This is a genomic window from Cellulomonas jepli (assembly GCF_047229345.1).
GTDB lineage: Bacteria > Actinomycetota > Actinomycetes > Actinomycetales > Cellulomonadaceae > Cellulomonas_A.
In genome coordinates, this window is the sequence record NZ_JBFTER010000036.1 from 20,913 (window position 1) to 41,190 (window position 20,278).

18 protein-coding genes are annotated in these 20,278 nt (G+C 75.1%); 8 read left to right on the top strand and 10 right to left on the bottom strand.

Going from position 1 to position 20,278, the window contains the following annotated elements; all coding sequences use genetic code 11:
* Positions 1 to 8: 8 nt before the first annotated feature.
* From AB6N24_RS10510 to AB6N24_RS10520, 3 genes are all read right to left on the bottom strand, one after another.
* Positions 9 to 3,101 (bottom strand): glycoside hydrolase family 13 protein, encoded by a 3,093-nt coding sequence (locus AB6N24_RS10510; protein ID WP_412869355.1) that lies wholly within the window; start codon positions 3,099 to 3,101, stop codon positions 9 to 11.
* Between the two features lie 136 nt (positions 3,102 to 3,237).
* Positions 3,238 to 5,634 (bottom strand): glycoside hydrolase family 31 protein, encoded by a 2,397-nt coding sequence (locus AB6N24_RS10515; RefSeq protein WP_412869356.1) that lies wholly within the window; start codon positions 5,632 to 5,634, stop codon positions 3,238 to 3,240.
* A 14-nt stretch (positions 5,635 to 5,648) separates the two neighbouring features.
* Positions 5,649 to 5,789 carry a hypothetical protein gene (locus tag AB6N24_RS10520; RefSeq protein ID WP_412869357.1) on the bottom strand — a complete coding sequence of 47 codons (141 nt, stop codon included), beginning with the start codon at positions 5,787 to 5,789 and terminating at the stop codon, positions 5,649 to 5,651.
* Positions 5,790 to 6,037: 248 nt separating this feature from the next.
* On the opposite strand from AB6N24_RS10520, the gene AB6N24_RS10525 reads away from it, so the two are divergent.
* The 3 genes from AB6N24_RS10525 (at position 6,038) to AB6N24_RS10535 (ending at position 8,670) form a co-directional block, all read left to right on the top strand.
* Positions 6,038 to 7,099: a LacI family DNA-binding transcriptional regulator gene (locus tag AB6N24_RS10525; RefSeq protein WP_412869358.1), complete on the top strand. Its 1,062-nt coding sequence runs from the start codon at positions 6,038 to 6,040 to the stop codon at positions 7,097 to 7,099.
* 49 nt (positions 7,100 to 7,148) lie between these two features.
* Positions 7,149 to 7,697 (top strand): ATPase, encoded by a 549-nt coding sequence (locus tag AB6N24_RS10530; RefSeq protein ID WP_412869359.1) that lies wholly within the window; start codon positions 7,149 to 7,151, stop codon positions 7,695 to 7,697.
* A gap of 103 nt (positions 7,698 to 7,800) precedes the next feature.
* Complete coding sequence (locus AB6N24_RS10535) at positions 7,801 to 8,670, top strand: AraC family transcriptional regulator (RefSeq protein WP_412869360.1); 870 nt, start codon at positions 7,801 to 7,803, stop codon at positions 8,668 to 8,670.
* A 61-nt stretch (positions 8,671 to 8,731) separates the two neighbouring features.
* Here AB6N24_RS10535 and AB6N24_RS10540 read toward each other — a convergent pair whose 3' ends face one another.
* The 4 genes from AB6N24_RS10540 to AB6N24_RS10555 all read right to left on the bottom strand — a co-directional run bounded on the left by AB6N24_RS10540 (position 8,732) and on the right by AB6N24_RS10555 (position 11,815).
* On the bottom strand, positions 8,732 to 9,844 hold the full coding sequence (locus AB6N24_RS10540; RefSeq protein WP_412869361.1) for a family 43 glycosylhydrolase: 1,113 nt from the start codon (positions 9,842 to 9,844) through the stop codon (positions 8,732 to 8,734).
* The gene (locus tag AB6N24_RS10545; RefSeq protein ID WP_412869362.1) at positions 9,793 to 10,308 is read right to left on the bottom strand and encodes a family 43 glycosylhydrolase; all 516 of its coding nucleotides are present in this window, start codon (positions 10,306 to 10,308) and stop codon (positions 9,793 to 9,795) included. The genes AB6N24_RS10540 and AB6N24_RS10545 overlap by 52 nt, the downstream gene beginning before the upstream one ends.
* Before the next feature lie 99 nt (positions 10,309 to 10,407).
* Positions 10,408 to 11,253, bottom strand: coding sequence for an ATP-grasp domain-containing protein (locus tag AB6N24_RS10550; protein ID WP_412869363.1), 846 nt, complete (start codon positions 11,251 to 11,253; stop codon positions 10,408 to 10,410).
* Positions 11,254 to 11,419: 166 nt separating this feature from the next.
* Positions 11,420 to 11,815, bottom strand: a complete 396-nt coding sequence (locus AB6N24_RS10555; protein WP_412869364.1) for a hypothetical protein — start codon at positions 11,813 to 11,815, stop codon at positions 11,420 to 11,422.
* A gap of 87 nt (positions 11,816 to 11,902) precedes the next feature.
* On the opposite strand from AB6N24_RS10555, the gene AB6N24_RS10560 reads away from it, so the two are divergent.
* Positions 11,903 to 13,024, top strand: coding sequence for a GNAT family N-acetyltransferase (locus AB6N24_RS10560; protein WP_412869365.1), 1,122 nt, complete (start codon positions 11,903 to 11,905; stop codon positions 13,022 to 13,024).
* 58 nt (positions 13,025 to 13,082) lie between these two features.
* On the opposite strand, the gene AB6N24_RS10565 is transcribed toward AB6N24_RS10560, so the two are convergent.
* A complete protein-coding gene (locus tag AB6N24_RS10565) occupies positions 13,083 to 14,882 on the bottom strand; it encodes an FAD-dependent oxidoreductase (RefSeq protein ID WP_412869366.1) in 1,800 nt (599 codons plus the stop codon).
* 105 nt (positions 14,883 to 14,987) lie between these two features.
* On the opposite strand from AB6N24_RS10565, the gene AB6N24_RS10570 reads away from it, so the two are divergent.
* Both AB6N24_RS10570 and AB6N24_RS10575 read left to right on the top strand, forming a co-directional pair.
* Positions 14,988 to 16,613 carry a PP2C family protein-serine/threonine phosphatase gene (locus AB6N24_RS10570; protein WP_412869367.1) on the top strand — a complete coding sequence of 542 codons (1,626 nt, stop codon included), beginning with the start codon at positions 14,988 to 14,990 and terminating at the stop codon, positions 16,611 to 16,613.
* Positions 16,614 to 16,676: 63 nt separating this feature from the next.
* On the top strand, positions 16,677 to 17,321 hold the full coding sequence (locus tag AB6N24_RS10575; RefSeq protein WP_412869368.1) for a GNAT family N-acetyltransferase: 645 nt from the start codon (positions 16,677 to 16,679) through the stop codon (positions 17,319 to 17,321).
* A 40-nt stretch (positions 17,322 to 17,361) separates the two neighbouring features.
* Here AB6N24_RS10575 and AB6N24_RS10580 read toward each other — a convergent pair whose 3' ends face one another.
* Positions 17,362 to 17,724: an ArsR/SmtB family transcription factor gene (locus AB6N24_RS10580; RefSeq protein ID WP_412869369.1), complete on the bottom strand. Its 363-nt coding sequence runs from the start codon at positions 17,722 to 17,724 to the stop codon at positions 17,362 to 17,364.
* Positions 17,725 to 17,854: 130 nt separating this feature from the next.
* Here AB6N24_RS10580 and arsM point away from each other — a divergent pair, with 130 nt between their 5' ends.
* Positions 17,855 to 18,841: an arsenite methyltransferase gene (gene arsM / locus AB6N24_RS10585; protein ID WP_412869370.1), complete on the top strand. Its 987-nt coding sequence runs from the start codon at positions 17,855 to 17,857 to the stop codon at positions 18,839 to 18,841.
* A gap of 134 nt (positions 18,842 to 18,975) precedes the next feature.
* Here arsM and AB6N24_RS10590 read toward each other — a convergent pair whose 3' ends face one another.
* Positions 18,976 to 19,503: a MarR family winged helix-turn-helix transcriptional regulator gene (locus tag AB6N24_RS10590; protein ID WP_412869371.1), complete on the bottom strand. Its 528-nt coding sequence runs from the start codon at positions 19,501 to 19,503 to the stop codon at positions 18,976 to 18,978.
* A gap of 91 nt (positions 19,504 to 19,594) precedes the next feature.
* Between AB6N24_RS10590 and AB6N24_RS10595 the strand changes: the two genes are divergently transcribed.
* Complete coding sequence (locus AB6N24_RS10595; RefSeq protein WP_412869372.1) at positions 19,595 to 20,236, top strand: FMN-dependent NADH-azoreductase; 642 nt, start codon at positions 19,595 to 19,597, stop codon at positions 20,234 to 20,236.
* Positions 20,237 to 20,278 lie beyond the last annotated feature (42 nt).

The window sequence follows — 20,278 nt, forward strand, 5'->3', positions numbered from 1 at the left end:
AGTGCCGCTCACTCCGGGGACCAGACCGCGACGAGCGCCTCGGCCTGGCCGCGGAGCCGCTCCAGGGCCTCCGGCGACACCGTGCTGTACCGGCCGGGCGACTCCAGGTGGTCGACGAACCGCCCGAGCTGGCGGACGGCCGCGTCGAGCCGTCCGCGCTCGTGGTGGCGCGCCGCCCTGTCGAGGTCCTGGGTCAGGCGGCGCGAGACCGGGCCGGTGACCTCCCCCGACTCCTGTGCCGCCGCGAGGTCCGCCCGCAGCGCCTCGATGCTCGGGGCCGGGGCCTCGCCCGAGAGCAGCACCGTGCCACCGAGCGGCGGCACGGTGATCGTGAGGCTGCCGTCCACAGGCGTCGCCACGGCGCCGGTGAGCGCGTCGGTGAACGTCTGGTCCCCGTCGCCGGCGGGGATCTCGACGGTCACCTCGTGCGCTTCCGTGTCGTTGTTGTACGCGGTGACGGCCCGCGCGCCCTCGTGCTCGCGCAGGAGCACGACGAGGTGCTCGTCGAGGTGCAGCGGAGCCCCCAGCGACCCGCGACGCAGCACGTCGTGCTCGTTGCGCAGCGCGATGAGCCGCGTGACGTCGTCGAGCAGCTCGGTGTCGGGCTCCCCGCCCTGGTCCGCCCACGGGTAGGTCGCCCGGTTGAACGGGTCCTCGCCGCCGGTGACGCCGACCTCGTCCCCGTAGAACACGGTCGGCGCGCCGGGGAACGTCATCTGGAACAGGACCGCGAGGCGCAGCCGCTGCTTCGCCTCGGCCACCTGCTCCGGCGGCGTGCCCTCTCCGGTGTACCCGAACTGGTGCAGCGCCCGGGCCGAGTCGTGCGTCGAGAGCAGGTTCATCAGGGCGTGGAACGCCTGCGGCGGGTACGCCTCCCGCATCAGCTCGATGTTCTGGTACGCCTCACCGGCGTCCCGGCCGTCGGCGTAGTCGAGCACCGCGTTGCGGAAGATGTAGTTCATCGTCGTGTCGAAGGTGTCCCCGAGGAAGTACTTCGAGGAGTCGAACCAGGTCTCGGCGACGGTCAGCGCCTCCGGGTCCTTCGCCTTGACGGCCGCACGCCACTCACGCCAGAACTGGTCGCTGACCCACGGGGCCACGTCCATGCGCCAGCCGTCGACGCCGCGGTCCTGCCACGTGCTCATGACCGAGTCGGGCGCACCGAACGCGAAGTCCTTGAAGCTGTCGGACTCCGTGAGCTCGGGCAGCGTGCTCACACCGACCCAGCCGGCGTACTGCCGGTCGGGCTCGGTCTCCTCGGGGAAGAACCGGTACCAGTCCGCGTACGGCGACCCGGGGCTGATGGTCTCGCCCTCGAACGCACCGAGGGCGTCGAAGTTGCTGTAGCGGTCGAAGTAGACCGAGTCGCTGCCGGTGTGGTTGAGCGAGGTGTCGAGGATGACGCGCATCCCGCGCTCCTCGGCCTGCTCCGTGAGCCGGGAGACGTCCTCGTTCGTGCCGAAGCCGTCGTCGACGTTCAGGTAGTCCGCCGTGTCGTACTTGTGGTTGCTGCCGGCCTCGAAGATCGGGTTGAGGTACAGCGTGTTGACGCCGAGGTCCTTCAGGTAGTCGAGCTTCTCGATGATCCCCGCGAGGTCGCCGCCGAAGAAGTCGTTGTTGTACTGGTCGTCGTCGGTCGTCGACCCGTCGCTCTCCCCCGGGACCCAGGGCGTGTCGAGCCAGTCCTCGTGCACCTCGACCGGGCCGTCGAGGTACGTGTCCTCGTCCGGACGGGGGTCGTTCGCGGTGTCGCCGTTGCGGAAGCGCTCCGGGAACACGTAGTAGTACACGGCGTCGGCCGCCCAGTCGGGCACGGTGAAGTCCGGGTCGTACGCGGTGTGCCGGTACCGCCGGATCTCCGCGCGGTCCTCCGGGAGGAAGTCGACGCGGCCGACGCCGCCCGAGCCACGCTCGAGCGTCCAGTAGATGGTGTCGGCGTTGTTCTCGTAGACGTACGTCCGCTCGCCGTTGACGAGCTCGACGTAGTAGCCCGAGACGCTCGCCGTGCCGAAGGTGTGCGACGCGGTCCAGCGCTCGACGTCGGCGGCCGGCTCGCGGGTCATCGGGATCCGGACGGGGTCGCGGTACTCGAGGACCTCCTGGTTGCCCTCGAGCACGCGCGTCTCGACGACGAGGGTCGCCGAGTCGAGGCCCGCGGGCGCCTGGATCGCGAACTCGACCGGCGTGCCGGTGGGCTGAGCGCCGAACGGTGCCTTGAACGTGGTGTCCCGCGAGTCGAACCGCACCCCGCGCAGGACGGGATCGGTCACGGGGAGCGGGATCCCGGGGTTGACGAACGTCCGCTCGCCGATCGTCAGGACGGGCCGGGCGTCGTCGCCCTCGAACCCGACCCGGAGCGTGTGCTCGCCGGTGAAGTCGAACGTCAGCGGCTGCACCTCGCCGACGTCCTCGCCGGAGACCAGCGGGAACGGCTCGTCGGCGGTCACGACGTCGTTCTCGGCATCCGGCGCCCCGAACGTCGTGGCGCCGGTGCCGAGGGGGTCGGTGATCGTGAACTCCTGCGTGCCCTCGACGTCGACGTTGAGGTAGTAGGCGTCGCAGGCGTACACGAAGTAGTCGGTCGGTGCGGGCCGACCCCCGTTCAGGCTCCCGGACAGCGCCAGGAGCGCGTCCTCGAGCGGCGGCGCCGGGCACTGCGTGATCGTGAGCGTGGGCGTCTGCGCCGACGCCGACACGTCGAGCACGACCTGCTGGGTGCCGTCGAACGCGAACGTGAGGTTCGGGCCGTGGATCGCCAGCGGGAGCGGCTCGCCGGCCGTGAGCTCGCTGCCGGCGGCGCCACCGCCGAAGTCGGCGTCGGCGGACCACGTCGCGTCCGCGACCTTGAACGAGCTCGTGCCGCTGAGCTCGAGCAGCAGCTCGAACCGGTTGCAGTCGTAGACCATCTCGTACTCCGGCAGCGCGTTCCAGCTGCTGAACCCGCCGCGCAGGTAGATCGAGCGGTCGCCGAAGGGGTTGTCGACGCACACGCCGTCGGCGGCCGAAGCCGGGGCAGGGCGCGCGAGCACCCCGCCGACCACGCTGACGAGCGCCAGCACGACGGCAACAGCCGCCGTCCTGACGCGCAGGGACCTTCGCATCTTCGTCTCCTCACTGGTACCGACCGGTCCGGCGGAGCCGTCGCCGCGGCCAGGAGGCCTCGGACGCGACGCTGCGCCGTGTGCGCGGCCGCAGCCGCGTGGTTCCGTGCTCCCTCCTGCGGGGTGGTACCGCCGCTCAGCCCGGGCGGCGGGTGTCGTCGGACGCGCGCGCCAGCAGCAGCTCCCCGACCGCCGACGCGAGAGCGGCGTCCAGGTCGAGGGCCTGGAGGTGCGAGACCCGGACGGCCAACGGCCGGCTCGACGTCGCGACGTCCATGACCCGCCGCTTCGTCTCGTACGCGATCTGCGCCCGGTCGAGCAGCGTGAACAACCGTCCCGGCACGTCGTTGTCCCGCAGCCGTGGGCGGCCCCCCAGGTCCACCCGCACCGTGGACGTCACGGCGACGTCCGGGGCGGTGACGGACGTCCGGGTGCCGTCGTGGCGGACCGCCGCGTCCACGGGCGCGCCGTCCACCGTCACGGCGGGCTCGACGCGCGGGTCCAGCGCGGGGAAGGTGAGGGTCCAGGTCCTCGTCGCGGGCACGGCGTGCAGCGGGCCCTGCGCCGGGTGGACGACGAGCGAGCCCGTCTCCTGCGTGAACGTCGTCCGCGTGCGGACGAGGTCGCCGGTCGTCGTGTCGTCGTCCTCCAGCAGCTCGAAGGCCCCGTCCGCACCGACCACGACGAGGAGCTCCAGGTGCGCGGGGTTGACCGGGTCGTTGCCGGGCTCGGCGCTCCCGTCGAGCGGGACGACCGCACCGGCGGCCGCGAGGACCGGGACGGTCGTGAGGTCGCGGTGGAGGTGGATCTCGCGACCCCCGTCGTAGACCAGGTCGGTCAGCACGTCGACCCACGTGCCGTCGGGCAGCCACGCCGTGACCCTCCCGAGCCCGGTGCTGCGGTCCGCCGGCGCCGTGACCGCGGCCACGACCAGCTCGGTGCCGAACTCGTACTGCTGGGGCACGCGGTAGGCCTCGTCGGCCCGCGGGTCGCGGTAGTACATGGGCAGCACGAGCGGCAGACCCTGGGCCGCCGCGCGGTGGTTCATCGTGTGCAGGTACGGCACGAGGCGGTGCCGCAGCCGCAGGAACGCGACCATCACCTCCCGGAAGTGCGCGGGGAACGTCCAGGGCTCCTTGGTGAGGAAGGGGTGGCTGCCCGCGTGCAGCCGCATGATCGGCGAGAAGGTGCCGAGCTGCACCCACCGGGTCGCGAGCTCGTCGTCCCGCGCCCCGAAGAAGTGGCCCCCGATGTCGTGGCTCCACCACCCGTAGCCGATGTTCGCGGCCGTCGCGGTGAAGTGCGGCTGGAACGCCAGCGAGTCCCACGAGATGACGGTGTCGCCCGAGAACCCCACGGGGTAGCGGTGGCTCCCCGGACCGGCGTACCGGGAGAACGTCAGCGCCCGGCGGCCGTCGCGGCCGTTGTCCAGGAAGTGGAAGTGGTTGAGCATCCACAGCGGGTCGATCCCGGTGACCCGCGAGTGCGGGCCCGACTGCCAGTCGAGCCACCAGAAGTCGACGCCGTCGGCCTCCAGGCCCCGGTGCAGGACCTCGAAGTAGGCCGTCAGGAACTCCGGGTCGGTGACGTCGAACGCGATCGGCTCCCCAGCGGCCACGTCCCGGCCGAGGGCGGCGGCCATCGCCGGGTACGCCTCCTCGAACGCGCGCACGCCGTCGGCGGGGTGGACGTTGAGCGTGACCCGCAGGCCGTGGTCGTGCAGCCAGGACAGGAACGCCCCCGGGTCGGGGAAGAGGTCGCGGTTCCAGGTGTAGCCGGTCCAGCCGCTGCCGTGCTCCGGGTCGACATCGACGAGGTGCCAGTCCATGTCGACCACGGCCACCGAGAACGGGATGCGCTCGCGCCGGAACCGCGTCATGAGCTCGACGTAGGACTCCGCGGTGTACCGGTGGTAGCGGCTCCACCAGCTGCCGAGCGCGAACCGGGGCAGCACCGGGGCGGGCCCCGACACCGCGTGGAAGGCGCGGAGCGCGTCGGCGTAGTCGTGGCCGTACGCGAACACGTACAGGTCGACCCGGTCCGTGTTGTCGGCCGCGACCCAGCCCTCGTCGTCGAAGAGGAACGAGCCCGAGTCGTCGACCACCGCGAAGCCGGTGCGCGAGACGACACCCGGACCGAGCGGGACGGCCCCGTCGGCCCCGTCGAGCGTCCTCGCCGTCCCGCCCAGGTCCTCCGGCGCCTGCCCGTAGCGCCAGACGGAGTGGTAGCTGCTGATGCCGCCGCGCACCTCGAGGCTCAGGCCGCTGGTCGTGAACGGGCCCTTGTCGTAGGTCAGCCGGAAGCGTGACGTCGTGATCTCGAGGTGCCGGCCCGTGTCCACGACGTGGTGCTCGGGCACGGGGAGCTCCCGGTTCACGGCGAACGTCGACGCCCGGTCCTCGAAGCGGCCGTACGCGGCGTGCTCGAGCCGGACCAGTCCGTCGGTCAGCACCGTGATGCGGTAGCCGTCGCCACGGACGACCGCGGCCGGGTCGGCCACCGGTCGGGACGGGAGCGGGTACGGGAAGCGCATGGTGGGAGGTCCCGTCAGCGCCACGAGCCGGTCGCGGTGCACGCGGTGGTGGTGAGCAGCGCGGCGACGACGCTCGCGACGAGCAGCGGGGTGCGCCGCTCGGAGCGGGTGCGCCGGGTGGTGGTCCGGCTGTGCGGGCGGAGAGTCGGCGTCATCGGGACTCCTGGGTGTGTGCGCGGCCGTGGCGACGGGAGGAGGGGCGGTGCGCGGTGCGCGGGTGGGCTCGGGCCGCGGAGCTCGACGCGTTGCGCATGGTTTCGGAAGCGCTTACGTCGAGCATCGCCGCCCTACCGGCAGGGTGTCAATGGGGGCGTCACGATTCTCGAGACTGCACGACTCGACGCGACACGGGTCTCCACCGCGGTGGACGCAAACGTTTTCGTCCTCGGTATATCGTCGCACCGTGGCGAACAAGGGGACCATGAACATGGCGGACCTGGCCGAGCGGGCAGGGGTCTCGATCGCCACGGTCTCCCGCGCGCTCAGCGGCGCAGCCGGCGTCTCCGACGCGACGCGCGAGCGGATCCGGAGCCTGGCGCAGGACCTGTCGTACACGGTCTCACCCGACGCCGCGCGTCTCGCCCGCGGCTCGAACGGCCGCATCGCCGTCGTGACCCCGGACGTCGCGCACTGGTTCTACGCCTCGATGCTCGACGGCATCGTGACGGCGCTGCACGACTCGGACCTCGACGTCCTCCTCTACGAGGTCCAGGAGGAGCGCGAGCGACGCCGGTTCTTCGACGAGCTCCCCGCCCGCCGGCAGGTGGACGCGCTCGTGCTCATCGCCCTGCCGATCAGCGACGACGAGCGCCGCCGCCTGGACCTCATGGGCGTCCCCGTGGTCATGGCGGGCGGAACCCTCGGGGACCATCCCCACGTCCGGATCGACGACGTGGCCGCGGGACGCCAGGCCGCCGCCCACCTCGTCCTCGCCGGGCACGAGCGGATCGCGATGATCAACGCGACCGGCCACTGGACCCTCGAGTACGCCGCGCCGAGCGAGCGTCTCCACGGCTTCCGCGGTGCGCTCGACGAGGCGGGGCTCGCCCTGCACGACGAGCTCGTGGTGTACGAGCCGTGGGGCAGCACCGGAGGCTCCGACGGCATGAGCCGGCTCCTGAGCGTGTCCCGACCGCCGACCGCCGTCGTCGCCTTCTCCGACGAGATGGCCTTCGGCGCCCTGCGCACGCTGCGTCGCGCCGCCGTCCCCGTCCCGCACGCCGTGGCCGTCGTCGGCATCGACGACCACGCCCTGGCGGACGTGCTCGACCTCACGACGGTCCGCCAACCGGTCGTCGAGCAGGGCAGGGCCGCGGGGCACCTCGTCCAGCAGGTCGTCCAGGAGGGCGGCGCACCCGAGCCGCACGTCACGCTCCCCACCCACCTGATCGTCCGGGCGACGACGGGGCCCCCGCAGCCGCGCGCGCGCCCGGACGCCGCCCCGGCCCCCGGCGCCCGCCGCTGAGCCGACCAGCACGGCGGACGGCGCTCCCCCCACCGGTAACCTCCGACGCGTGGGAGCACCGGAGCACGAGGACGACCACCGCCCCGGCACCGACGCGTCCCACCTCGTCGTGCTCGGCGGCCGGTCCGGCGTGGGCAAGACGACGACCGCGCTCGCGCTGCACGCGCTCCTGCGGGCCGACGACGTCCGGCACGCCGTGGTCGAGGGCGACAACCTCGACCTCGCGTGGCCGCCGCCGTGGGAGCACGGCCTCGACCTGCGCAACCTCGCCGCCGTCTGGGCCAACTACCGCGAGCTCGGCTACCGGCGGCTCGTCTACACGAACACCGTGAGCGTGCTCGCCGCCGGCGCGCTCGCCGCCGCGATGGGCGACTCCCCCGCGGTGACCGCGGTGCTGCTGACCGGCGCGGACGACGTGGTCGACGCCCGGCTCGCGACCCGGGAGACCGGCGCGGAGCTGGCGGCGCACCGCGAGCGCTCGGCCGCCGCCGCGCGCCGCCTCGACGCGGAGGCGCCGGCGGGGACGCACCGGATCGCGACCGAGGGCCTGACGCCCCAGGAGCTCGCCGCGCGCGTGCGGGCGCTCGCCGGGTGGTGACCCGCCGGGCGGTGACGCGCCGCACCGGCTGATCGCACCGGACCAGGACGATCGGGCGCCGGGCCGGGCGGCGGCGGCAGGGTGGGAGTCGGAAGGGAGCACCGTGATCGCCTGGCTCAACCAGCTCGTGGACGTCGTCGAGGAGGACCTCGCGGAGGACCTCGACGTCGTCCGCCTCGCCGCCGCGCTCGGCACGACCGAGTACCACCTGCGCCGCATGTTCTCCGCCCTGGCCGGGATGCCGCTGTCGGAGTACGTGCGACGCCGGCGCATGACCGTCGCCGCGGCGGAGGTCGTCGCGGGGAGCCGGGACCTGCTGGACGTCGCCGTGCGCCACGGGTACGGCTCGACCGAGGCGTTCGGCCGGGCGTTCCGGTCCGTGCACGGCGCCGGCCCCGGCGAGGTCCGGCGCGACGGTGGCCCCCTCCGCACCCAACCCCGCCTCAGGTTCCGCCTGACCGTCGAAGGAGCTCACCCGATGGACGTCCGCCTCGTCTCCCGCCCCGCCTTCCGCCTCGCCGGCCGTGCGGCCCGCGTCCCGCTCGTGCACCACGGGGTCAACCCGGCGATCCAGCGGCACGTGACGTCGCTGGCGCCGGAGGAGCACGCGCGCCTCAAGGCGCTGGGCGACACCGAGCCCCCGGGCCTGCTCGCCGTGAGCAGCGACCTCGACCCCGACCGCCGGGAGGGCAGCGAGCTGACGTACCTGCACGGGGTCGCCGTCACGGACTCGACCGCGGTGCCCGGCGACCTCGACGTGCTCCCGGTCGCGGCGGGCTCGTGGGCCGTGTTCCGCGCGACGGGCCCGTACCCGCAGACCCTGCAGACGCTGTGGGCCGCGACGGCGACCGAGTGGTTCCCGTCGAACCCGTGGCGGCTGCGCGAGGGACCGGAGATCGTCGCGGTGCTCGAGCGCGCGGACGACTTCAGCACCGCGACGGTCGAGCTGTGGCTGCCGGTCGAGGGCGCCTGAGGGCGTCGCGCGCCGGCCCGCGCGCGCCGTCCGGCCTGCGCGCCCCGTCCGGGGGAGCGTCCTACGGCAGCAGGTACTCGACCGTGCGGACCGTGACGGTCGTCGAGGTGGGCCGCCCGTTGCTCGTCCCGTAGACGCCGAGCCACAGCCCGACGAACCCGCCCGTGGCGACCGTGTCGAGCTCCCGGCCGTCGACGACCGCGACCACCTCGCCGTCGCCGTCGCCGCCCGCCCGGGCCGTCGCAGCGGTCAGGGCGTAGTCCTGACCCCGGGCGCGGACCGTGAGGACGAGCGGCTCGTCCGGGCCCGCGGCGAGCGTCACCCGGCCCCGCTCGTGGTCGACGCCACCGCGCCGGTGCACGGCGACGACGTCCCGGACCTGCCCGTCACCCGTCGGCGCCGTCACGTGCAGGCGCACGTGGTCGTCCTCGGACTGACGGATCACGAGCCCGGCCTCCTCGTCCGAGCCCTCGGCCAGGGGTGCGGTCAGGCGGACGCGCAGGTCGACGTCGGCGTGCTGCTGGCGCAGGCCCAGGAACGCGGGAGTGCCGGGCTCGGCGAGGGTCGTCGGGTTCAGGCGGAGCCGCCACGCGTCGCCGTCGGGCGTCGCGACGGTCTCCGCCAGGCCGCGCAGCGAGGTCCACCGCACGTCGTCCGGCCGCACGACCCCCGACGTGGTCCCCTGCGTGACGCCCGGCCGCTGCTCGCCCGCGAAGGGCACGTCGACGGCCGCCGGGACCCGTCCCTCGCCCGGGGCGAACACGGGCCAGCCGTCCTCCCACGCGACCGGTAGCAGGAACGTCTCGCGCCCGAGGTTGTAGTGGTACCCGCCGTAGGGCCGCATGCCGAGCGCGACGGCCCACCAGGAGCCGTCGACCGCCTGCACGAGGTCGGCGTGCCCGACGCCGACGACGTCCGCGCCGCGCCCGAGGTGGCGGTGCGTCAGCACCGGGTTGCCGCGGTACCCCTCGTACGGTCCGGTCGCCGTGTCTGCACGCGCCACGGACTCCGCGTGGTGGAACTCGGTGCCCGCCTCCGCGGCGAGCAGGTAGTACCGGCCGTCGACCGCGTACAGGTGCGGCGCCTCCGCCCACACCGCGTTCTCGAGCGCGCCGTGCCAGATCACGTGCTCGTCGCCGACCAGCCGTCCCGTCGCGGTGTCGAGCTCGCGCACCCACACCTCGGTCTGGTCGTGCCAGAGCGGCTCCGCCGGGTGCCGTGCACCCACACCCGGCCGTCGTCGTCGAACAGGAACGACGGGTCGATCCCCGACTCGTCGAGCCACACCGGGTCCGACCACGGTCCGGCCGGGTCCGTCGCCGTGACGTAGAAGTTGCCGCCGGGGGCACCCTCGGGCTGCCCGACGAGCGTGCAGATCAGCCAGAACGTGCCGTGGTGGTGGCGCAGCGTCGGCGCGAACAGCCCGTGCGACGACCGGACGCCGGTGAGGTCGAGCTGGCCGGGCCGGTGGATCGCGTGCCCGACCGGCTCCCAGCTGACCAGGTCCCGGCTGCGGTGGACCGGCAGGCCCGGGAGGTACTCGAACGTCGAGGTGACGAGGTAGTAGTCCTCCCCGACGCGGCAGATCGAGGGGTCGGGGTAGCACCCCGGCAGGATCGGGTTCCGGGCCGAGCCCATGTGGTGACCTCCGCGGGTGGGTGGACGGCGTCGTCGCGCGACGACGCTAGCCCAGCCCGCGGGGCCCGGACGGGATCCGCCGCGCCGGAGGGTCCACGGCTAGAGCCGGGCGAGCAGCGCCTCCGCGAACCGGTCGGCCGAGCCGGGCGCGAGGTCGAGGAACAGCTCGGGCTCGACGAGCTCGAGCTCGATGAGCAGCGGCGCGTCCTCGGGCCCGACGAGGTCGACCCGCGCGTACAGCAGCGCGTCGGACCCCCCGGGCACGCACGCGAGCGCCGCGTGCGCGACGGCGACCTCGGCGTCCGTCGGAGTGTGCGCCGCGTCGGTCCCGCCGTAGCTCGCCTGCACCCGGAAGTCCCCTGCCGCCGGCGTCTTGCGGACGCCGTGCGAGACGCGCCCGCCGATCACGACGACCGACCGCTCCCCCGTGACGATCTCCGGGAGGTACGGCTGCACGAGCACGTCGCCGGTGGCGGTGAGCGTGCGCAGGTGGTCCGCCGCCTCTGCGGAGCCCGTCGGGAACCGCCCGAGGCCCCACGCGTTCGCGGAGACCGCGGGCTTGAGGATCACCTCGGGGGCGTCGACCGGGGGCACCGCGGCGCCGCTGCCCGCCGGGACGAGCGTCGTCGGCACCGTCGGGACCCCCGCGGCCGCGAGCTCCAGCAGGTAGGACTTGTGCAGGTTCCAGCGGACGACGTCGAGCGGGTTGAGCACCGGGGCGGCGAACGCGCCCAGGACCGCGCGGAACTCCTCGGGGTGCTCCTGGTAGTCCCACGTCGAGCGGATCACGACGACGTCCGCGGGCACGTCCGCGACCGACGGCTCACGCCACGGCGAGACGATCACGGTCGCGCCGCGGGCGCGCAGCGCGGCGACGACGCCCGGGGTCTCGACGTCGTGGCCGTCGGGGTCGTCGAAGGTCAGCAGCAGCACGTGAGGAGGCACCGGGCGATGCTCGCACGCGGCGAGCGCGTCGTGGAGGGCCTGGACGTCCGTGGCGCGCGGACGTCTTCCTCACCGGCGAGGAGTGAGGTGGGCGCTCACCCGAGCCCCGTACGCGTCGCCGACGCGCCCGGTCTCCGGCACGAGTGCGCGCGCACCCGGACGTCGCCTACGCGCCGGGTTCGCCGCCACGCCCGAGGACGTACGGCGCGAGCGCGCCGGGCACCGGGTCGACGCCCGGGCCACCCGCGTCGAGCCAGCCCGCGAGCGCCCCGGTGAGCTCGTCGCCCGCCAGGCGCTCGAACCAGACGGGCCGGCCACCGGCCGCGCGGCGGGCGTCCCCGCTCGGGCGCGCGACGACCACGTCCCCGCGCTCGCACTCGTCGAGGCACTCCGCGAGCGTGAGCTGCGCCGTGCCGCGGGCCGCGAGCGCCCGGAGCCGCGCGAGCTGACCGCCCTCGAGCGCGTCGTCGGCCCCGAGCGTCTCGCCCACGCAGAGGCTGCACGCGGTCAGCCCCGGGACTGCACCCGGGGGCCGCGTCCCGCACGCACGCTCGCTCGTCACGCCGTCGAGGATAGGTCGCGCGGGGCGCCGGGCCGCGCACCCACAAACCCCTCGACCCGGCCCGCCACCCGGTGCCACGCTCGCAGGATGACGGCGTGGTCGGTGGTCGAGGCGGAGCTCCCGGCGAGCATCGAGGACCCGGCGGCCGGCGCCGTCAGGGGGGCGCACCGGCTGAACGCGGAGACGCAGCGCCGGACGTGGGGCCACGAGGACTTCGTCGAACCGCCGCAGCACTGGCTCGGGACGCTGCGGAGCCAGGAGTACACCGACCGCGTCGTCCTCGTCGCGGTCGTGCCCGGCACCACCCCCGTCCGCCCGGGGGACGTCGCGGCGCACGACGTGGTCGGCGCCGCGGTGCTGGAGCTGCCGCGCACGAGCAACCACCACCTCGCCGAGCTCGACGTGTGGGCCGACCCGGACCGCCTCCACCGGGGTGTCGGCTCGGCGCTCGTCGACGCCGCCGAGCGTGTCGCGGCGGAGCGTGGGCGCACGACGGTCCAGGGGATGACGTACCACCGCGGCGAACCCCCCGAGGGGCACCCCGACGCGCTCACCGCGACCTCCGGGAGCGGGCGCCTCGACGCCTCCGTCCCCGGCGTGCGGTTCGCCGCCGGGCGCGGGTACACCCCGGAGCAGGCGGAGCGGTACAGCGTGCTCGACGTCCCCCTCGACGACGCCGCGCTCGCCCGCCACCTCGACGGTGCGGCCGCAGCCGCCGGCCCGGCGTACCGCCTGCACTCGTGGACCGACCGCACGCCCGACGCGTGGCTCGACGACGTCGGCGTGCTGCTCACGCGCATGAGCACCGACGTGCCGCTCGCGGGCCTCGACGTCGAGGAGGACCCCTGGGACGCCGAGCGCGTCCGCTACGGCGAGGACGTCGCCGCGGCGAGCGGCCGGGGGTACGTGGTGACCGTCGCGGAGCACGTGCCGAGCGGACGGCTCGTCGCCCTCACGCGGATCGAGCACCCGGTGGCGCAGCCCGAGTGCGCGTGGCAGGAGGACACGCTCGTGCTCCGGGAGCACCGCGGCCACCGGCTCGGGATGCTCGTGAAGGCCGCCAACCTGCGCCACCTCGCCCGCGAGCGCCCGGCGACCCGGCGCGTGCACACGTGGAACGCCGAGGAGAACGGGCACATGCTGGCGATCAACGTCGCGCTCGGGTTCCGGCCGGCGGGCGTCTACGCGAGCTGGCAACGCCGGCTCTGACGCGGACGCGACGCACCCGGCGCACCCGGCAGCAGCGGTCCGGGTCGGTCCGCCGCCCTCACGCGCCGGCCGGACCGGCGGACGACGAGCGCCGCGCACCCGCGTCGTCCCGTCGCACCCGCAGCGCCGCCGGCGCACCGGCCGGCACCACCGGGCGCCCCGGCGCCACGGGTTCGACGCGCACGTAGCGCTCGCCCTGCGCCGGGCGGGGGTCCACGCCGCCGCGCTCGGGCCACAGCGAGACGGCGCGCTCGGCCTGCGCGGCGATCGTGAGCGACGGGTTGACGCCGAGGTTCGCGGTCACCGCAGCGCCGTCGAGCACGTGCAGCGTGGGGTAGCCGTGCACGCGCTGGTACGGGTCGAGCACGCCGTCGTCGGGGGTCGCGCCGATGGGGCAGCCGCCGAGGAAGTGCGCGGTCATCGGCATCGCGGCGAGGTCCCCGACGCTGCCTCCCGCGACGCCGCCGAGCTCGTCGGCGAGGAGCGTCGCGGTCGTGTGGGCCTGCGGCACCCACGTGGGGTTCGGCTCGCCGCTGCCCTGCCGCGACGTGAGCCGGCGCAGCCCGACCGGCAGCGGGACGCCCAGCAGCCGCGGCGCGAGCGACGTCGTGAGGGAGTTGTCGAGCGACTGCATGACGAGCGCGATCGTGGTGCGCTCGCTCCACCGGTAGGGCGCGAGCGCCCGCACGGTCGTCACCGGGCGCGTCACCAGGCCGCGCGCGAGCGAGCCGAGCCACCCGCCGACCCGCCGCACCGCGGCGCCGCCCGGCACGAGCGCGGTCTGCAGCAGCGCCATCGCGTTCGAACCCCGGCCGTAGCGGACGGCCTCGACGTGCGTGGCGTCGTCGACGAAGAACGACGACGTGATGGCGACGCCGGCCGACAGGTCGCGCGCCGGGTCGACGCGCGGGGCGCTCGCGCCGACGAGGGCCTCCGAGTTGGTGCGCGTGAGCTCGCCGAGGCGCGGTGACAGACCCGGCAGTGCGCCGCTCGCGCGCATCCGGTGCAGCAGCGTCTGCGTGCCGTACGTCCCGGCCGCGAGCACGACGTGGTCGGCGTGCCAGGTCGTGCCGCCGCCCGGCTCGCGTCGTCGGGCACCCGACCCGCCCAGCAGCCGCCCGAGCCGCCCGCCCGTCGGCCGCGCCGTGACCTCCCAGCCGCCGCCCGGACGCGGCGCGAGGCCCGTCACGGTCGTGAGCGGCTCGACGTGCACGCCCGCGCGCTCCGCGAGGTGCAGGTAGTTCTTCGTCAGCGTGTTCTTCGCGCCGACCCGGCATCCCGTCATGCACGAGCCGCACTGCGTGCAGCCCGCGCGCTCGGGGCCGGCACCACCGAAGAACGGGTCGGGCACGCGGACGCCGGGCTCGCCGAACAGCACGCCCACGTCGGTCGGACGCACCGTCGCCTCCCGGCCGAGCCGGGTCGCGACCCGGCGCAGCAGCGCGTCCGCCGGCGTCGTCGCGGGGTTGCGCGTGACCCCGAGCATGCGCGCGGCCTGGTCGTAGTGCGGCGCGAGCTCGTCCTCCCAGTCGGTGATCGACGCCCACTGCGGGTCGTCGTAGAACGCGCGCAGCGGCCGGTACAGCGTCGTGCCGTAGACGAGCGAGCCGCCGCCGACCCCCGCCCCCGCGAGCACGAGCGAGTCGCGCAGCAGGTGGATGCGCTGGATCCCGAAGCAGCCCAGCGCGGGCGCCCACAGGAACGTGCGCAGGTGCCACGACGTGCGGAAGTCCTCGTCGGCGAACCGCCGGCCGGCCTCGAGCACCGCGACGCGGTACCCCTTCTCGGCGAGGCGCAGCGCGGCGACCGAGCCACCGAAGCCGGAGCCCACGACGACGACGTCGTACCGCTGCACCATCCGCGCATCGTGGCATACGCCCGGCGGCGGCCCGTCGCGCGCACCGGTGCACCACCTGGACAGCCGTACGACGTGCGGGGACGCGGTCGCGGACTACCCTGAGCCGTGCCCGACACGTGGTTGGCCCGCGCGACGGGCGAGACGCCGACCGGTGTCCTCGCGCGCTCGTTCGACTGGGCCTCGACGTCGCTCGGCCCCCCGCGGACGTGGCCGCGCGCGCTGCGCGCCGCCGTGAAGATCTGCTTCAGCACCGAGTTCCCCCTCTTCATCGGCTGGGGCCCGGACCTCGTGATGATCTACAACGAGGCCTACAGCCGCATGCTCGGCACGCAGAAGCACCCGGGCGCGATGGGCTCCCCGATGGCCGAGGTCTGGGCCGACGTGTGGGACGACATCGGCCCGCTCGCCGAGAGCGTCGTGCGCACGGGCGAGCCGGTCTACTTCGACGAGATCCGGCTGCTCATGGAGCGGTCCGGCTTCCTCGAGGAGACCGCCTTCACGTTCTCCTACAGCGCGCTGCGCGACGACGACGACGAGATCGCCGGGATGCTCGACATCGCGGTCGAGACGACAGAGAAGGTCGTCGCGAGCCGCCGGTTCGAGACGCTCGGGGCGCTCTCGACGAGCCTGCACCGCGTCAAGCTCGACATCGAGCTGACCGCCAAGGTCGCCGCCGACGTCCTGCGCGGCAGCCCCGACGTCACGCGGGCGGAGGTGCACCTCTGCACACCCGACGGCCTCGTGCCGCTGCTCTCGACGCACTCGCTCGCCGACGGCTCGTCCGCCGCGGCGGGCGGGGTGCCGCCCGAGGTGCTGCGGCGCGTGTGCGACTCGCGGGTCCCGGAGCGGTTCGGCGAGACGCTCGTCGAACCCGTGTCCACGGTGCTCGGGGACGCGCCCACCGGGGTCGTCGCGCTCACCGGCAACCCGCTGCGCCCCGACGACGAGGCGCAGCAGCTGTTCCTGCACCTCGTGGCCGCGTCGCTCGGCAACGCGCTCGCGGCCGCCCTCGCGCACCAGAAGCAGGTCGACGACCTGCAGACCGTCTCCTCCGCGCTGCAGGCAGCGATGCTGCCCGCGGACCCCGGCTCGCCGGGGTGGCACACGCGCTACCGCTCCGCGGACGACCGGCTCGCCGTCGGCGGCGACTGGTACGACGTGGTGCCGCTCGGCGACCGGAGGTTCGGGCTCGTCGTGGGTGACTGCGTGGGGCACGGGCTCGGCGCCGCGGCCGTCATGGGTCAGCTCCGCAGCGCCGCCCGCGCGCTGCTGCTCCAGGACCTCGCGCCCGCGGCCATCCTCGACGGGCTCGACCGGTTCGCGGCCACGCTGCCCGGCGCCGAGTGCGCGAGCGTCGTCTGTGCGGTCGTCGACGAGGAGACCCGGACCGTCACGTACTCGAAGGCCGGGCACCCACCGCCGCTGCTGCTGTCCGGGTCCGGGTCGCGCTGGCTCGACGACGCCACGGGCACGCTGCTCGGGCTGGCCGCGCGCCCGCGCCCGGAGGCCACCACGACGTTCGAGCGCGGCGAGACCCTCGTGCTCTACACCGACGGGCTGGTCGAGCGCCGCGGCGAGGGTCTCGGCGACGGCCTGGAGCGGCTCGCCCGCACCGCGGTCGCGACCCTCGCGCAGCGGCCGGTGCACCAGCTGGGCGACCTCCTCATCGGGACGCTGCTCGAGGAGGGCGCGCGCGACGACGTCGCCCTCGTCGTGTACGAGGCGCGCTGACCGCTGCCGGGCGCAGGACCTCCGCCGCTCGCCGTGCGGGTCCGGGTGGGAGAGCCTGGGAGCATGGACCTGCGCGACCCTGCGACGCCGCTCCCGCCCGAGCCGCCGTCGGTGCGGGCCGCGGCGCAGCTGCTCTCGAGCGCGCTGCGCGGGGACCCCGGCTTCTCCCACGTGCTGCCCGAGCCGAGCGCCCGGCGCCGCGCGCTCGACGCGATCCACCACATCGGCCTGACCGACGGCCTGCGCCACGGGCACGTCCTGGGGGTGCACGACGACGTCGGGGTCGCGGGCGTCGCCGTCTGGTACCCGCCCGGCGCGTACCCGATGACGACCCTGCGCAAGGTGCGGACGCTCGCGCCCCTCGTGCCGGTCGCGCTGCGGCACCCGTGGCGCACGGCCGCGCTGGCCCGGTTCGGGTCGGCGGTCGAGGCGGGCCTGCGCGACGCGGTGCCGCCCGAGGGCGCGTGGTACCTCGAGGTCCTGGGGGTGCGGCCCGACGCGCAGCGCCGCGGTCACGGCCGGCGGCTCGTCGGGCCCGTGCTCGCCGACGCCGACCGGACCGGGACGGCGTGCTACCTCGAGACCTCGCGCGAGGAGAACGTGCGCTATTACGAGGCCTTCGGGTTCCGGGCGGTCGGCGAGGTCACCGTGCTGCGCCCGCACGGGCCCGTCGAGGTGCAGATGCTGCGGGAGCCGCGGGGGCGCTGACGGCGCGACGCCCCCGTTGCCGCGGGCAGTGCGTGCACGCTCAGCCCGTGGGCGCGCCGGCGTGGCGCAGGACGTCCGCGAGCGCGCCGAGCGCCCCGGGCACGACCGCGTAGTACGCCCACACCCCGCGCTTCTCGCGCGTGAGGATGCCCGCCTTGACGAGCGTCGTGAGGTGGTGCGAGACGGTCGGCTGCGCGAGGCCGACGACGTCGTTGAGGTCGCAGGCGCAGACCGCCTCGTCGCTCGACGCGATGTGCGAGAGCAGCTGCAGGCGCGCGGGGTCGGCGAGCGCCTTGAGGACGCGCGCGAGGTTCTCGGCGTCGCCCCGGGCGAGCGTGCCCTCGTCGAGCGGCGTGCAGCAGGCGGTGACGTCGAGGACGGGAAGCAGCGTGGGAGCACTCACAGGTCGATCGTGCCGCAGATATTGACATCTGTCGATCCCTGCGTCACTGTGCAGACATCGACGCATATCGATGCGTTGTCGCTCGGGGGCCAGTCCGGACCCGACCGACCGACCGACCGTGGAGGACGACATGACCGAGAACCTCGTCGAGCAGGTGCGCAGCCGCTACGCGGAGGCGGCGCTCGCCGTGACCCGCAGCACGTCGCCGGGCAGCACCGGGGCAGGCGCGCAGGCCGGCGCGGCGTGCTGCTCCGGGGCCCGGGCCGGTGCGGCCGAGCCCTGCTGCGGGACGGCGGCAGAGCTGACGACCGGGACCTGCTGCTCGACGAGCGGCACGGCGGGGACCGCCGACGCGGGCGCCGCCGACACGCCCACCGGCGGCACCGCGGGCACCGGCCCGGTGACGACGCCCGACGCCGACCCAGGGCTCCCCGGCTCCGCCGCAGCGGCGGCGTGCTGCGGCACCACGCAGGCCCTCGAGACCGGCGACCAGTTCGGCGGCGCGCTCTACGACGCCGACGACGCCGCGGCGCTCCCCGAGGCTGCGTTCCTCGCGTCGCTCGGCTGCGGCAACCCGACCGCCGTCGCGGACCTGCGCGCCGGCGAGCGCGTCCTCGACCTCGGCTCCGGGGGCGGCATCGACGTGCTGCTGTCCGCGCGGCGCGTCGGCCCGACCGGGTTCGCGTACGGCGTCGACATGACGCCCGAGATGCTCGACCTGGCCCGCAGCAACGCCGCGACCGCGGGCGCGACGAACGTCGAGTTCCTCGAGGGCCGCATCGAGGCCGTCCCCCTGCCCGACGCCGCGGTCGACGTCGTGATCTCGAACTGCGTCGTCAACCTGTCCGTCGACAAGCCCGCGGTGCTCTCCGAGGTGTTCCGCGTGCTGGTGCCCGGGGGCCGCGTCGGCATCTCCGACGTCGTGGCCGACGACGACGTGACCCCCGAGCAGCGCGCCGAGCGCGGCAGCTACGTCGGGTGCATCGCCGGGGCCCTCTCGCGCGGGGAGTACCTCGACGGTCTCGCCGCCGCCGGGTTCACCGACGCGAGCGTGACGTTCACGCACGAGGTGGCGCCCGGCCTGCACGGCGCGATCGTGCGGGCGGTCAAGCCGTAGCCGCGCCGACACGCCGGGGGCCGGCGGCACGTGGTGCCGGCGGCGCGTAGGCCCGGTGGCGCACGGGCCGGCGGTGCATGGGCCCGCCGGCCCGGTGGCCCGAACGCGCGGGGACCCGGTCGCGGCGACGCGGGTCAGCAGCCGCCGTCCTCCCGGCACTCGTCGAGCGGCTCGGCTCGCGTCGCGGCGGTGATGGCGCGGGCGGCGGCCGCGAGCTCCGTGAGCTGCTCGGCGCTGAGCACGTCGACCACGAGCCGCCGCACCGCCCGGACGTGGCCGGGGGCGACCTCCTCGAGGCGCGCGAGGCCCGAGTCGGTGAGCCGGGCCTCGGTGTGCCGCCCGGCGCGGTCCGTGCAGCTGCGCCGCTCCACCCAGCCGGCGCGCTCGAGCCGCGTGACGGCGTGCGAGAGCCGGGACAGCGACCCGCGCGCGAGAGCGGCCAGGTCGCTGAGGACCATCGTGCGGGCGGGCGCCTCGGAGAGCGCGGCGAGCACCTGGTACTCGAAGGTGTTGAGCCCGGCGTCGCGCTTGAGCTGCGCGTCGAGGGCGGGCGGCAGGTCCATGAGCAGCCCGAACAGGGCTCGCCACTCGCGCTGCTGCTCGGCGGAGAGCCAGGGGACGTCTGCCTCCGCGACGGGGGCGCGGGGCGCGTCGGCGGTCACAGGAGGATCCTACGCCACGACTTGAACATTCAACTCGTGGCGTCTACGGTGCAACTTGAACGCTCAAGTCCCTTACCGCAAGGAGAATCTCGTGACCGTGCTCCGCGTCGACGCCAGCATCCAGGGCGACCGCTCCGCCAGCAGCGCCCTCGCCGACGTCGTCCTCGACCGGGTCGTCGCCGCCCACCCCCACGCCCCGGTCGTGCGGCGCCACCTCGGCGAGGACCCGCTGCCCGCCGACGCCTGGGCGGCCGCCATCTCCGGCAGCTTCACGCCCGAGGCGGACCGGAGCGACGCGCAGCACGCAGCCGTCGCCCTCGCCCAGGAGGTCGCCGCCGAGCTGCAGGCCGCGACGAGCGCCGTCCTCGCGCTGCCGCTGTACAACTTCGGGGTGTCCCAGCACGCGAAGACCTGGATCGATCTCGCGATCGCCGGCGCACCCCAGGGCACGCGCCTGCTCGACGGGACGCCCACCGTCCTCGTCACCACCCGGGGCGGCGCGTACGGCGCAGGCACCCCGCGCGAGGGCTGGGACCACAACACCGACTACCTGCGCCGCATCCTCGCCGACGTCTGGGGCGCCGACCTCACGGTGGTCGAGCGCGAGTTCACGCTCGTCGGCGTGAACCCCGCCCTCGACGACTTCGCCGAGGTCGCCGCCCACATGCACACCACAGCGCGCGAGGCCGCGGCCCAGGCCGGGACGGAGCTCGCCGCCCGCCGCGCCGCCTGACCGCCAGCGCCCGCACCGGCGCGCAGCCGTCCGGCACCGGGC